Genomic DNA, 14,235 nt, shown 5'->3' on the forward strand with positions numbered 1-14,235 from the left:
CTGTTGGCTATCAGAAATCGACAGACGCTTGCAGATACATTACGCGCGGCTCGCCTTCACTCACCCGCAGATTACCGCCACTGGACTGGTAATATTCCTTATCAAACAGGTTGTTCATATTCAGCTTCAGCTGCGTATGTTTCCCCACCAGCTGGCTGTCCCAGGCGATAAAGGCATCCGCCACGGTGTAGTCCGGCATGGTGAAGCTGTTTTCAGGATCGCCAGCACGGCTGCCGACGTAACGTCCGCCGCCGCCAATACGCAGTTCGCCCGGCAGCCAGGAGAAGCGCAGGGTGTGGCTCAGATACAGGCTGCCCATATTGGTTGGCGCGTTGACCAGGCGGTTGCCGACGTTATCCGGGTTGAGGTTGTCCTCAACGATCTCGGTTTTGTCATAGCTGTAGGTCGCCGTCAGGTTCCAGTCTTTCGCCACTTCGCCGTTGATTTCAACTTCAGCCCCGGTTGAACGGGCTTTCGGAATGTTACGGGTCACGCCGTTGATAAATACCGACATGTCTTTTTCATCAATGCGGTACAGCGCCAGCGTGGCAGAAACCGCCGGCACCACCTGCCATTTGGCACCGACTTCATAGGTAGTGCCTTTTTCGGTCGAGGCGACGTTGCCGTCGTCATCGGTTTGCGTCGATGGGGTAAATGACTGGCTGTAGCTGCCGTAAAGCGACAGATCCGGCAGGATTTTATACACCAGCCCCGCCTGTGGCAGGAAGCTGTCACCCCGATCGTTCAGCGTGGTAGCGGGATTGGTCCAGCCGCTGCTGGCGGTCTGGGTGTAACGCTGGAAACGGCCGCCCAGCACCGCAATCCACTTGTCGGTCAGGTGAATGCTGTCTTTGGCAAACACCGACCGGCTGTAGAGGTTGGTTCGCAGGTTGCTGATTGTGTCGCTGACGGTGCTGCTGCTGACCACCGGCTCTTCACCATATACCGGGTCGTACATATTGAAGGTTTTAGAAACTTTGCCGCGATAGGAATACGCCTTATAGGTTTCGTCCTGCTCGTAGTCCACACCCAGCATCAGATCGTGCTGCATCCCCCAGATCTCCGGGCTGCCGCCGATATCCCATGACAGATAGGTGGTCTGATGGTTAAAGCCCCGGTTGGCGTCCGCCCGGCGCGAGACAATCCCGGTGGTGGTGTCGATAGCGGTGGCCCTGACTTCGTTGCTGTCATAGCGGCGCTGCATCCAGCCATAGTTAACGTGGGTCGCCCAGGTGTCATCCAGGTTATAGCCGTAAGTGACGTTCAGCCGCTTGTTTTTGCCGTAAGCATGGTTGGCGCTGTCGTCCAGCCGTTCATTATAGGGAATATCGACCGGTTTTTTGTTGATAAAGGCGGTGCCACGGTCATACGGGATATCGTATTTATTTTCCATGTAGCTGATATTGAACGAGGCTTTCTCGCCAAACCAGCTCAGGGAAGGTGCAATCAGCGTATGCTGATTCACGCCGAAGTTGCGCCAGTAATCTTCGCGCTGGCGTTCGGCAATCAACCGGAAGGCAAAACCATTGCCGAGCGGACCGGTGATATCCACCGTACCGGCACCGCCGCCGAAGCTGCTGGATTCGCCACTGATATGGGTATTCCACTCATACTGCGGCTTTTTGCTGACCAGATTGATCACGCCGCCAGGATTAAGGATGCCGTACATCAGGGAAGCCGAGCCTTTCAGCACTTCCACACGATCGATGGTCGAATCCATCGACAGGCCCTGATTGCTGCGGATGCCATCGAGGAAAATCGATCCGTCCGAGTTGGCGCCAAAGCCACGCTTAACGAAGCCATCTTCAATTCCCCCGAGCGTATTGCCCTGGGTGACGCCGCTGACAAACTTCATCGCGTCATTAACGGTTTTGACCTGGTAATCTTTGATCACCTGCGACGTCACCACGCTGACCGACTGCGGGGTTTCGTTACGCGGTGTGGCAGTTGTGCCGCCAATGGTCGCGGTATCCTGGCTGTAGCTGCCCACCGCTGTCGCCGGATCGGCATTGACGGTCAGGGTGCTCTCTGCCGCCAGCGCGGAGCCGCTGCCCAGCAGGCTGACAAACAGAACGAAATGCGGTTTTCCATGGAGGCGCGTAAAGGTGGAAACGGAGAAACGTGGCGTTTTCATAAAGTGATTGCGATGTTGTTAGTGTTTTTGTGCGCGAATGATAATAACTTTCATTGTCATTATCAATCTCACTGATAGCCTGCGCCTTTTAGTAAATAAAAAAAGGGCCCGAAGGTCCTTTCTACGTCGTGCGACACGCCGTTAGCTGGCCAGCGTGATCTCGATTTCCAGCGCCGCCATTTCCTGGCGGGCGGAGTCCGGCAGATAGGGATCGGTAATAATCGCGTCAAAGCGGGCCAGCGGCAGCGCGAGGAAGGTGGCGATCTTGTTGTATTTTGAGCTGTCAGCCAGCAGCACCCGTTTGCGGCTCACTTCACTTACCGCCCGCTTTACGGTGATCTTCTCCGCATCGGGGGTGAAGATCCCACGCATTCCCCAGCAGGACGCGGAGATAAAGGCGATATCAATCGACAGTCCCTGCAACGCCAGCGCCGCCGCATCGCCGACGCAGGAACGGTTATCGCGACAGAGCGTGCCGCCGGTGGGGATCACCCGGCACTGGCTGTTGTCGATAAAGAAGTTGGCAATCACAAAGTCATTGGTGACGATGGTTAAATCGTCCCGCATACCCAGCTCGCGGGCCAGCGCCAGCGTGGTGGTGCCGGCGTCCAGGTAGATGCAGCTGTTGCGGGGAATATGCCGGGCCGCCGCTTCGCCAATCGCCTGCTTCTCCTGGCTGAACATGCTGGTTTTATCCAGATGTGACGGCTCGCTGGCCAGTCGCTCGGTAGAGCGTACGCCGCCTGACACCAGCATGACCGCGCCCTGCTCTTCCAGCTTCTGCAGATCCCGCCGGATGGTCATATGTGACACCGCCAGCCGATCGGTCAGTTCAGCAATGCTCACCACGCCCTTTTCCTGCACCAGCGCTAAAATTTGTTGATGTCTTTCGACCGGGATCATGGTCTCTCCTTGTGAGCGGGTTATCTGCGGGACAAGTGTAATGGAGCAGAGGCGCGGTCTGCACCCCAATTTTTATCATTTTATCACGCATCAAGGGAACGGCTCAGGTTTTGATCGACCAGCGTAAAAGCACATAGCACTGATAATAAAGGGTTTAATGCTTTATAGCGCGATTCACACGCATGTTAAACCTTGTGAAATGCAGGTTAATTACTGTTAATTAATGTGATGCGCATCACCAATTCTGGTGATAAAAGCGCCTATACTTCACACAACAAAACAAATTATCACCTAAATTAACACGGAGAGCGTATGCCTAACGCATCATCAATGTCGGTCTGTGTCGTTGGCCTCGGGTCTATGGGCATGGGTGCGGCGCAATCCTGTATCAAAGCCGGCCTGAACACCTACGGTGTTGACCTGAATCCTGCCGCGCTGCACACGCTGCTGAGCAGCGGAGCCAAAGCGGCCGAAACCCGTGCGGATGGCTTTGCCGAACACTTAGATGCGGTGCTGTTATTAGTGGTCAACGCGCAGCAGGTGAACCAGATCCTGTTTGGTGACAACGGCCTGGCGGCCCATCTGAAGCCCGGTACCGCGGTGATGGTGTCCTCCACCATCTCTTCTCAGGATGCGCTGCTGATTGAACAGCGTCTGGCGGAGCATCAGCTGATCATGCTGGATGCGCCGGTCTCTGGCGGTGCGGCGAAAGCGGCGCTGGGCGAGATGACGGTGATGGCCTCCGGCAGCGACAAGGCCTTTGCGCTGCTGCAACCGGTGCTGGATGCCGTGGCAGGCAAGGTCTACCGCATTGGTAGCGAAATCGGTCTCGGCTCGACGGTGAAAATCATCCACCAACTGCTGGCAGGCGTACATATTGCGGCCGGTGCCGAAGCGATGGCGCTGGCGGCGCGCGCCGGTATTCCGCTGGATACCATGTATGACGTGGTCACCAACGCGGCGGGTAACTCGTGGATGTTTGAGAACCGTATGCGTCACGTGGTGGACGGTGATTACTCGCCAAAATCGGCGGTGGATATCTTCGTCAAAGATTTGGGTCTGGTGGCCGACACCGCCAAAGCGCTGCACTTCCCGCTGCCGCTGGCCTCCACCGCCTTTAATATGTTCACCTCCGCCAGCAACGCCGGCTATGGCCGTGAAGACGACAGCGCGGTGATCAAAATCTTCAGTGGCATTACCCTGCCAGCGAAAAAGGAGCCGCAATAATGCGCCTGGGCGTGATAGCAGATGACTTCACCGGTGCCACCGATATCGCCAGCTTCCTGGTGCAGAACGGTATGGCGACGGTACAGGTAAATGGCGTGCCGACCGAGCCGCTGGCATTGGAGGCTGAGGCGATTGTTGTCAGCCTGAAATCCCGCTCCTGCGCTCCTGAGAAGGCGGTTGCCGACTCGTTGCAGGCGCTGGCATGGCTACAGCAACAGGGCTGCGAGCGCTTCTACTTTAAATACTGCTCGACCTTCGACAGCACCGCCAAAGGCAACATCGGTCCGGTTACCGACGCGCTGCTGGCCGCGCTGGGCGAAACCCAGACCATCATCTCCCCGTCACTGCCGGTCAATGGCCGCACGGTGTATCAGGGACATCTGTTTGTGATGGATCAGCTGCTGTCCGATTCCGGTATGCGCCACCATCCGGTGACGCCGATGACCGACAGCAACCTGCTGCGTCTGATGGAAGCCCAGAGTGAAGGCAAAGCCGGACTGATTAACAGCCAGACGCTGGATCGGGGTGCCGACGCCGTGCGTCATGCGCTGGCTGAACTGAAACAACAGGGCGTGCGTTATGTGGTGCTGGATGCGCTGAACGAACAGCATCTGCTGACCCAGGGCGAAGCGCTGCGGGAAATGACGCTGGTGACCGGCGGCTCCGGCCTGGCGATCGGCCTGGCCCGTCAGTGGGCAAGCAGCGCCCATAACAGCGCGCAGGCGCAGGCCGCCGGCACGCCGCAGGGCGAACGCGCGGTGGTGCTCTCCGGATCCTGTTCAACCATGACCAATCGTCAGGTGGCGCGTTACCGCGATCAGGCGGCGTCTCTGGCGGTTGACGTTGAACGGGCGCTGGCACAGCGTGACGCCTATGCGATCGAACTCTGTGACTGGGTCGCTGAGCACAGCGGCGAAAGCCTGGCACCGCTGCTGTTCGCCACCTCTGAACCGGACACCCTGAAGCGTATTCAGCAACAGTATGGTGCCGAGAAAAGCAGTGAAGCGGTCGAGCAGCTGTTTGCCGCAGTGGTGCGTGAACTGCAACAGCGTGGCTGGCAGCGCTTTATCGTCGCCGGCGGTGAAACCTCCGGCGTGGTCGCGCAGACGCTGAATATCGATGCGTTCCATATCGGCCCGGTGATCTCGCCCGGCGTGCCGTGGGTCAAAGCCGTTTCCCAGCCGATCTCGCTGGCATTGAAATCCGGCAACTTTGGCGATGAAAACTTCTTCGCACGCGCTCAACAGGAGTTCTCGCTATGACTGAACAACAAGCACGGGAAGAGATGGTCCGGCTGGGCGCGTCCTTCTTCCAGCGCGGTTATGCCACCGGTTCGGCGGGCAACCTCTCGATGCTGCTCGAAGACGGTACGCTGCTGGCCACACCCACCGGCTCCTGCCTCGGTGAGCTGGTCGCCGACCGGCTGTCGAAAGTGACGCTGGAAGGGGAATGGATTGGCGGGGATAAGCCCTCGAAAGAGGTCAGCTTCCACCGCGCCATCTATCTGAACAACCCGGCCTGCGGGGCAATCGTCCATCTGCACTGCCTGTATCTGACCGCCCTTTCCTGCCTGGAAGGCCTGGATCCGCAGAACTGCATCCGCCCGTTTACCCCGTATGTGGTGATGCGCGTCGGCGATGTGCCGGTGGTGCCCTATTACCGGCCGGGCGATGCGCGCCTGGGTGAAGACCTGGCGAAGCTGGCGCCGCATTACAAAGCCTTCCTGCTGGCCAATCATGGCCCGGTGGTGGTAGGCAAAACCCTGCGTGAAGCGGCGGACAACACCGAAGAGCTGGAAGAGACCGCCCGCCTGATCTTCACCCTGGGCGACCGCCCGATTCGTTATCTGAACGATGACGAAGTGGCTGAATTACGGAGCTAAACATGCCTAAGTTTGCTGCCAACCTCTCAACCATGTTTACCGAGCTGCCGTTTATGGCGCGTTTTGACGCGGCAGCGGCAGCCGGATTCCGTGGCGTGGAGTTTCTGTTCCCTTACGACTATGCCGCCAGCGAGTTAAAGCAGGCGCTGGAACGTAACGATCTGGCGCTGGTGTTGTTTAACACCGGGCCTGGCGATGTGGCCGCCGGCGAATGGGGCGTCTGTGCCATTCCCGGCCGTGAAGAAGCCGCCCGTCGCGATATCGATATGGCGCTGGAATACGCGCTGGCACTCGGTTGCCCGCAGGTGCATATCATGGCGTCCACCGTGCCGGAAGGCGCGGATCGTGACGCTTACTGCCAGACTTTTATCAGCAACCTGCGTTACGCCGCCGACCGTTTCGCGCCGCACGGCATCCGCATTTTGCTGGAAGCGTTAAACCCGAAAACCAAGCCGGGCTATCTCTATTCCAGCCAGTACCAGACGCTGGAGATGGTCAAACGCATTGACCGGCCGGGCGTCTTTACCCAGCTCGATCTGTTCCATGCCCAGCTGGTCGACGGCAACCTGAGCCATCTGATCACCGCCTTTAGCGGCCAGTATCAACACATCCAGATTGCTTCCGCACCGGATCGCCATGAACCGGACGCAGGCGAAATCAACTACCCGTGGATCTTCGATTTAATCGATCGCAGCGGCTATCAGGGCTGGATCGGTTGCGAGTACTTCCCGCGCGGCGTCACCACCGACGGGTTGGGCTGGTTCGACGCCTATAAATAGTTAATGACGTACCGAGTAAACGCTGCGCGCCTTTAGCGCAGCGTTGGCTTTCTGTTGCCTGAATCAGGCCAGAGCCAGGGATGACCTACCCATACCATGTTGAAAAGCATGATAAAATTATAAAATCCTACGAGGCTGAAATAATGTCCACCGCCCTGTTATTGACTATCGCCGTCGCCAGCGTGCTGATTTTGCTGCTGATGGTGATCAAACTGAAAATCCATCCATTCGTCGCCCTGTTAGTGGTCAGCCTGTTAGTGGCGATCGCCACCGGCATCCCGGCGGACAACATTATGAAGGTGATCGTTGCCGGGATGGGCGGCCTGCTGGGGTCGATTACCATCATCATCGTGCTGGGCGCGATGCTCGGGGCGATTATTGAATCCTCCGGCGGCGCGGAGTCGCTGGCGCAGCGCTTCACCCATGCGCTGGGCATCAAACGCACCGTCGCCGCGCTGACCATGGCCGCCTTTATTCTCGGCATCCCGGTGTTCTTTGAAGTCGGCTTTATTATTGTTATCCCGCTGATTTACGGCTTCACCAAGGTCGCGAAGGTCTCACCAATCAAATATGGCCTGCCGATGGCGGGCGTGATGCTGACCGTGCACGTGGCGTTACCGACGCACCCCGGTGCGGCAGCGGCGGCGGGCCTGTTGGGCACCGACGTGGGCTGGCTGATGCTGCTGGGCATCGCGGTGTCGATCCCGGTTGGCGTGGTGGGTTACTTTGTGGCGAAAGCGATGAACCGCCGTCAGTATCATCTGTCGCTGGCGGTGCTGGAGCAGCTGCAGCTGGCTAAACCTGAAAGCGCGCCGGGAAAAACCGGGACGCAACCACCGGGCGCAACGCTGATTGCTTCATTGATCGTGGTGCCTATCGTGCTGATTGTGGTGGGCACGCTGGCGCATACGGCGCTGCCAGAAGGCAACGTTATCCGCCAGCTGCTGACGTTAATCGGTACGCCGGCGATTGCGCTGCTGATTGCGCTGGCGCTGTCGGCCTGGCTGCTGGCGCTGCGTCGTGGCATCAGCAAAGAGAAGCTGGGTGAACTGCTGGATCGCGCTATCCCAAGCTCGGCGGGAGTGATCCTCGTCGCCGGTGCGGGCGGTGCTTTTGGTAAAGTGCTGGTCGAGTCCGGCGTGGGTAAAGCGCTGGCGCTGTCGCTGGAAACCATCCATCTGCCGCTGATCCCCGCCGCCTTTATTCTGTCGCTGGCGCTGCGGGCATCGCAGGGGTCGGCAACCGTGGCGATCCTCACCACCAGCGGACTGCTGACCCAGGCCGTCACCGGCCTGAGCGATATGCAGCTGGTGCTGGTTACGCTGTCAGCCTGCTTTGGCGGACTGGGCCTGTCCCACGTAAACGACGCCGGTTTCTGGGTGGTCACCCGTTACCTCGGCCTGTCAGTGGCGGACGGCTTGAAAACCTGGACCGTGCTGACCACCGCGATGGGCGTCACCGGCTTTGTGCTGGTCTGGCTGCTCTCTGCGGTGATTTAAAGGCTTTATGCGGCAGAGCCCGACTCTGCCGCACGCTGTTAATCAAAATTGCGAACGCCCTCTCATATCCCTCGTTAATACGGACTTCCGCCGCCGACATTCCCGGGTAAACTGAAGCACTCCACGGCTTTTTAGTGGCTCTTCAACGCACGCCTTCATCTGGAATAACATGCGCAATGGTGAGTCTGCCACCTCAGTCATCAGCCGTCACCGGCAGATCCTCTACACCTTCCTGACTGGCCTGCTGATGACGCTGCCGCTGTGGAGCGAAAAGGTTTATTACCGGGATGACTTCTTCCGCATTGTTAATGGCCAGGCCAATCTGTGGCTCTCCAACGGCCGCCCGTTAACCTGGCTGATCAACGTTGCGCTGCGCTTTAATACCAGCGTCAACGATATCTCGCCGCTGCCGCTGCTGATGGGCCTGGCGATCCTCGCCGCCGCCAGCGTGATATACGCAGAAAAACTGGCGCTACCGCTGCGCGGTTACTGGCAGCTGTTGCCCGCCCAGTTTATGATCCTCAACCCTTTTCTCGCGCAGTCACTGCTCTATAGCTATGACTCGCTGACCATGATGCTGTCGCTGGCCATGGCGATGATAGCCAGTCTGCCGCTCAGATTCAGTCGCGCTATTCATATCCTGCTGACGGCGGGGCTGATGCTGTTGGTAATGACCACCTACCAGACCGGATTGAATGTCTATCTCGGCTGTTGCGCCATTATCACCTTCAGGCTGTGGGTTAACCGTGAGGCGATCTGGCCGTATATCGGCGAAAAAATGGCGGCCGGTCTGATCGCCGCCGTGCTGTATAAGGTGATTATCGTCGCCTGGCTGGTAACCGACCCTTACAGCCTGGCGCACAGCAAAATGATTCCGCCCGGACCCGCTGCCATTGCCACCTTGTTGCAGAACGTCGACAGCTTCACCGCGATGGTGCTGAGCGCGTTTCCAAGTAATAAGGTGCTGCTGATTGCGATTCCGCTGCTGTTAGCCACTTTGGGGTTGCTGATATTACTGGTCAGGACGGCAAGAGAGGCGGGCTCCGCCAGGCGGAAAATGTTTAACGGTCTGGCGATCGTTCTGCTGCCGTTTCTGGCGATCGCCGCCATTCCGGGGCTTTCATTGCTGCTGAGCGATCCGGTAATCAGTCCTCGCGTGCTGATTGCCTGGAGTTGCTTCAGCCTGTTTTGCTTCTGCGTCAATATTCTGGCCTTTCCAGCGATACGACGCTGGGTACAGGCTTTAACGCTGCTGCCGCTGCTTTACTGCCTGGTGTTGATGGTCTCGGCCTTTAACACCGTCGCCAACGATCAGCGCTACACCGCAAATCTGCTGCAGCGAATGAAGATCGACCTGTCGCATATCCCACCCCAGGATGTGAAGAATATTGCGTTTATCGGCCAGCCGGCCGATTCACCCGATATCATCATCAGCCTGCGTAACTTCCCGCTGATCCAGGCTATTCGCCTGCCGATGCTGATGGAGTCAGCGCCCTGGGAATATCAGGTGCTGGCCCTGCGGGAAAATATCGCCCTGCGGATAACGCCAACCCTGCCGGAGATGAAAACCGCGACGCCCGCCTATCTGTCACAGGACTGCGTCTACAAACTGTTCCTGTACCAGCAAACCGCGGTGTTTGATTTCAGGACCGGGCCCTGCCGCTGAGCGCTGATACCGAATCACGCCCATAAAAAAAGCCACTCCGCCGGATAACCGCGCGCCTTGATGGCGGCCGTTTACAGGGAGTGGCTTTTACTGAACGCTGAAAACAAAAAACCCGCACAAGGCGGGTTTTTTTATCGCTGGTACCTGGCTGCTCGGGCTAATGCCGTCATCGCTGTCGCAAGTGTTAGCGAAGTATCAGCAATTACAGAGCAACTACGTTGCCAGCTGATGGACCTTTAGCACCGTTCTCGATAGTGAACTCTACTTTCTGGCCTTCATCTAAAGTTTTGAAATCGTTGCTCTGGATTGCAGAGAAATGTACGAATACATCTTTGCTGCCGTCTTCTGGAGAAATGAAGCCGAAGCCTTTGTCAGAGTTGAACCATTTTACTAAACCAGTCATTTTGTTAGACATAGATATTTCCTTTAATTTTTTGAGCCACTCAACGCGGCGAACTTGGCCTGAGTTTCAGATAATTACTTATGGGCGCACTTAGGAGGAGGCTCATGAGGAAGGGTATCTAGGGATAACACTTAAACTGAGGACTGCTTTACTAAAACTGCTTACATAAGGTCTGTGTTCCAAACCGATGACGCATACTACGCGCAGCACGACGCATTAAGCAAGCGTTAATTTTTTTGATGACTTTTTAACAAGTTGAGATCGTCCCCTTCTGCCGATCCCCAACCGCGATAAGGAGACAGCAACCGGAGGCACCTTCGCCCGCCTGACCGGTTGCTGTGAGCCGTTGGGCTTAGCCTGCGTTCTCTTCCACCACGACTTTTTTCGGCGCGGCGAAGTTATAAATCACTAACAGTCCGAAAATGCCGGTGATGATCATGGTGATGGTCCCTTTATCCATAAAGTGAGCCATGTTGCCCAGCAGGATCCCCACCACGCCGAAATCGGTATCCGAGAAGGTGGTGTTGGTCAGGCCAATCTGTCCCAGTACCGGCAGCAACGCCACGGGCAGGAAGGTGATCAATATGCCGTGCGCAAACGCACCGCAGATCGCCCCACGCTTGCCGCCGGTGGCATTACCGAACACGCCCGCCGTTGCGCCACAGAAGAAGTGAGGCACCACACCCGGCAGAATCAATACCCAGTGCAGCTGACCGAGGATAAACAACCCCACCAGGCCACCGATGAAGCTGGAAATAAAGCCGACCAGCACCGCGTTAGGCGCATACGGGAAGACAATCGGGCAATCCAGCGCAGGACGGGCATTCGGCACCAGCTTTTCGGAGAAGCCGGTAAAGGCAGGAACGATTTCGGCCAGGATCAGGCGCACGCCCTGCAGGATGATGAAGACCCCGGCTGCAAAGGTAATCGCCTGAATAAAGGAGTAAACCAGGTAGTTCTGACCATTACTGAAGTTCGTTTCCACATACGCTTTACCGGCGGAAACCGACAGGATTAGGTAAATGACCATCATCGTCAGCGAGATAGAAATGGTGCTGTCACGCAAAAAACTGAGGTTTTTTGGCATGTTCATTTCTTCGGTAGATTTGGAACCTTTACCGACCAGCGAGCCAAGCCAACCCGATAACACGTAGCCAATGGTGCCGGTATGCGCCAGCGCGACGTGGTCACCGCCGATGATCTTACGCATATAAGGCTGAGCAATGGCCGGGAAGGTCGCCATCAGAATACCCAACGCCAGCGAACCGGTATAAATAAGCTGGATGCCTTCAAAACCCGCCACCGATAAAATAATCGCGATCATACAGGCCATATAGAAGGTGACATGGCCGGACAGATAGATGTATTTCAGACGGGTGAACCGGGCGACCACGATATTCGCCACCATGCCGAAGGCCATAATCATGGTGGTAGGGGCACCATATTTCGCCAGCGCAATGGAGACCATCGCTTCGTTATTGGGAATGATGCCCTGTACATCAAACGCCTGTTTGAAAATGTCGCCCAGTGGCGTCAGCGAGCCGACCAATACCGTCGCCCCGCCCGCCAGCACCAGGAAGCCCAGAATGGTTTTTACCGTGCCCTTAATCACATCAGGCAGCGGCTTCTTCTGCGCAACAAGGCCGAATAATGCCACCAGTCCAACCAGGATGGAGGGCACTTTCAGCACGTCGACGACGAACTGCAAAAGGTTTTGAGTAAACATTTTAACCTCGAGGGTAAGGTGTTTATCTGGTTATGAGCGTTATTATTTGCCGAAATACTCGCGTACTTTTTGCTCAATTTCCTTCAGGTCAATAATGTTATTAATGATAATGACCTTTTGTTCCGGAAGATTGGCGCTATAGGCAATGTCTTTCGCCATAACAAACACATCTGCCACATCAGGCGTCACCGAGCCGAGATCGGAGTGTTCCACTTCCGCTTCAATTCCGAGGGTTTTAAGCACTTTCTTGATGTTCATTTCCATCATGAAGCTACTGCCCAAACCTGAACCACACACCGCCATAATTTTCATATCAAACCTCAATATCTGTTGGTCAAAAGGAGAGTGTTAACGGGCAGATGCATCGCCCAGTAAAATCGTCATCAGCTGTTCCTGGCTTGAGGCAGCAAACAGCCGATCCATAATCTCTTCATCGGACAGGACTTCCGCCAGCTGGGAAATCATCTCGATATGGCTGTTGCTGTCCGGCGCGGCAAACATGAAAATCGCGCTGACCGGATCGTTCTCTTCAGAATCAAAGTTCACCGCATTGCCCAGCAGCACAACCGACAACCCCAGTTTTAAAGCGCCCTGCTCAGGACGCGCATGGGGCATGGCAATCCGCGGCGCGATAACGAAATACGGGCCGATCTGCTCTTTTTGTTGAATGATGGCATCAATGTAGTCTTGCGAAATGATCCCTTCACTGAGCAGCGGACGCCCGGCGATCAGCAGCGCGTCCTTCCAGTCAGCAACGCTTTCAACGTATTGAATTTTATTATTATCTAACCAATTTCCCAGGTGTGGCATAGTCTTCATCCTGCTGTTTACATGAGCGATCTGACTGACTTGTACAGTCAGATAATGTTCAGCCTCATTTTCCCTGCCCGTTTCCCACCCACAAATCTCACTTAAAAACGGGAAAACCAGCGGGAAAAATGATTTCAAAATAAACCAATAAAATTGATTTATTACAGACAGTTAAAATCATGAGCACGGCAGATAGTGCATTAACCCAAAAGCCATGACCTCTGTAAGGCGATCCCGTCTAGACATGTTTCAGGTGTCTAGTCATCTCAATAATGTACGTGGACGTGTACAGATACAACATGTAAAGTTTAAAACCAGCTGGACAGGCTGACCCTCAGTGTAAATTCGTTAAGTTGATCACATATCCATGTAACCAAAGTGATATTCAGCACGGAAAGTCAGGCAAATCGCGGCCGGACTGGGGAAATCTGTCTTTCACTCTCACGGGAAAAAATCGATGGTTGATGGCATTACAGAAAAACAGCGAGAGGTTGTTGATTACATCCTCAAAAAAATTAAGGACGATGGCCTTCTACCCGGAGAGAAGCTGGATACCGAAATTTCAATTGCCAAAAACATTGGCATTACCCGCGCGACGGTGCGCGAAGCAACGCGCATTCTGATTGAGCAACAGCGGATTTACCGGGTGAAAGGATCCGGGCTTTTTGTTGGTTCTATCGGGATAAGTAACCAGTCGGGGCGATTTCACGCGCTGTCACCGTTTGATTATCAGGCGCAAAAGCATGGTCACAAAGGCGTCAGAAAAATCATTTCGGTCAGCATCATGAAGGTGCCGTCGGCGGATATGGCGCAGGCGCTGCGCATCAAGAACAGCGATCAGGTGTATAAGATTTTACGTTTGATGTGCTTCGATGATATTCCGGTGGCGCTTGAACATATTCACCTGCCGGTAAACCTGTTTAGCAGCATGGAATTTAGCAAGCTGGAAATCTCGAAATATTCGTATATCGAGGAGCTTACCGGGAAGAAAGTCCAGCTCAGGGATCAAAACCTGACGGCGTTAAATTTAACCGATCCGGACATCATCGCGTTATTAAAGCTGACGGAAAACGATGCGGTTATTCAGATCAATGAAACCGTGTTTCTTGACGACGGCGTGCCCTGTGAGGTGAACATTGCCATCATCAACACCCGACTGTTCCCGCTGAAGCAGAATTCCCAACGGCCTTAACGGCCGTTATCGTC

Annotated in this window: 13 protein-coding genes; 7 read left to right on the forward strand and 6 right to left on the reverse strand. The window is 55.7% G+C overall.

Annotation, left to right across the window (positions count from 1 at the left end; genetic code table 11):
* Positions 1 to 10: 10 nt before the first annotated feature.
* The gene (locus E2F51_RS05770) at positions 11 to 2,134 is read right to left on the reverse strand and encodes a TonB-dependent siderophore receptor (protein ID WP_209215483.1); all 2,124 of its coding nucleotides are present in this window, start codon (positions 2,132 to 2,134) and stop codon (positions 11 to 13) included.
* A 141-nt stretch (positions 2,135 to 2,275) separates the two neighbouring features.
* Complete coding sequence (gene ygbI / locus E2F51_RS05775) at positions 2,276 to 3,037, reverse strand: DNA-binding transcriptional repressor YgbI (RefSeq protein WP_134822952.1); 762 nt, start codon at positions 3,035 to 3,037, stop codon at positions 2,276 to 2,278.
* Positions 3,038 to 3,349: 312 nt separating this feature from the next.
* Here ygbI and ltnD point away from each other — a divergent pair, with 312 nt between their 5' ends.
* From ltnD to E2F51_RS05805, 6 genes are all read left to right on the forward strand, one after another.
* Positions 3,350 to 4,264 (forward strand): L-threonate dehydrogenase, encoded by a 915-nt coding sequence (gene ltnD / locus E2F51_RS05780; RefSeq protein WP_134822953.1) that lies wholly within the window; start codon positions 3,350 to 3,352, stop codon positions 4,262 to 4,264.
* Positions 4,264 to 5,526: a 3-oxo-tetronate kinase gene (gene otnK / locus E2F51_RS05785; RefSeq protein ID WP_134822954.1), complete on the forward strand. Its 1,263-nt coding sequence runs from the start codon at positions 4,264 to 4,266 to the stop codon at positions 5,524 to 5,526. The genes ltnD and otnK overlap by 1 nt, the downstream gene beginning before the upstream one ends.
* On the forward strand, positions 5,523 to 6,146 hold the full coding sequence (locus tag E2F51_RS05790; protein WP_013204298.1) for an aldolase: 624 nt from the start codon (positions 5,523 to 5,525) through the stop codon (positions 6,144 to 6,146). Before otnK ends, E2F51_RS05790 begins: the two co-directional genes overlap by 4 nt.
* A 2-nt stretch (positions 6,147 to 6,148) precedes the next feature.
* Positions 6,149 to 6,925, forward strand: coding sequence for an HPr family phosphocarrier protein (locus E2F51_RS05795; protein ID WP_134822955.1), 777 nt, complete (start codon positions 6,149 to 6,151; stop codon positions 6,923 to 6,925).
* Positions 6,926 to 7,068: 143 nt separating this feature from the next.
* A complete protein-coding gene (locus E2F51_RS05800) occupies positions 7,069 to 8,424 on the forward strand; it encodes a GntP family transporter (RefSeq protein WP_013204300.1) in 1,356 nt (451 codons plus the stop codon).
* A gap of 169 nt (positions 8,425 to 8,593) precedes the next feature.
* Complete coding sequence (locus E2F51_RS05805) at positions 8,594 to 10,090, forward strand: glucosyltransferase domain-containing protein (protein WP_134822956.1); 1,497 nt, start codon at positions 8,594 to 8,596, stop codon at positions 10,088 to 10,090.
* A 202-nt stretch (positions 10,091 to 10,292) separates the two neighbouring features.
* On the opposite strand, the gene cspA is transcribed toward E2F51_RS05805, so the two are convergent.
* From cspA to E2F51_RS05825, 4 genes are all read right to left on the reverse strand, one after another.
* Positions 10,293 to 10,505 carry an RNA chaperone/antiterminator CspA gene (cspA, locus tag E2F51_RS05810; protein WP_013204302.1) on the reverse strand — a complete coding sequence of 71 codons (213 nt, stop codon included), beginning with the start codon at positions 10,503 to 10,505 and terminating at the stop codon, positions 10,293 to 10,295.
* 340 nt (positions 10,506 to 10,845) lie between these two features.
* Positions 10,846 to 12,219, reverse strand: a complete 1,374-nt coding sequence (locus E2F51_RS05815; RefSeq protein ID WP_134822957.1) for a PTS ascorbate transporter subunit IIC — start codon at positions 12,217 to 12,219, stop codon at positions 10,846 to 10,848.
* A 42-nt stretch (positions 12,220 to 12,261) separates the two neighbouring features.
* The gene (locus E2F51_RS05820; RefSeq protein WP_013204304.1) at positions 12,262 to 12,531 is read right to left on the reverse strand and encodes a PTS sugar transporter subunit IIB; all 270 of its coding nucleotides are present in this window, start codon (positions 12,529 to 12,531) and stop codon (positions 12,262 to 12,264) included.
* Between the two features lie 36 nt (positions 12,532 to 12,567).
* On the reverse strand, positions 12,568 to 13,029 hold the full coding sequence (locus E2F51_RS05825) for a PTS sugar transporter subunit IIA (protein WP_134822958.1): 462 nt from the start codon (positions 13,027 to 13,029) through the stop codon (positions 12,568 to 12,570).
* A 457-nt stretch (positions 13,030 to 13,486) separates the two neighbouring features.
* Between E2F51_RS05825 and E2F51_RS05830 the strand changes: the two genes are divergently transcribed.
* A complete protein-coding gene (locus E2F51_RS05830; RefSeq protein WP_013204307.1) occupies positions 13,487 to 14,221 on the forward strand; it encodes a GntR family transcriptional regulator in 735 nt (244 codons plus the stop codon).
* Positions 14,222 to 14,235 lie beyond the last annotated feature (14 nt).

It is taken from the genome of Erwinia sp. QL-Z3 (assembly GCF_004551645.1).
Classification (GTDB): Bacteria; Pseudomonadota; Gammaproteobacteria; order Enterobacterales; family Enterobacteriaceae; genus Erwinia; species Erwinia billingiae.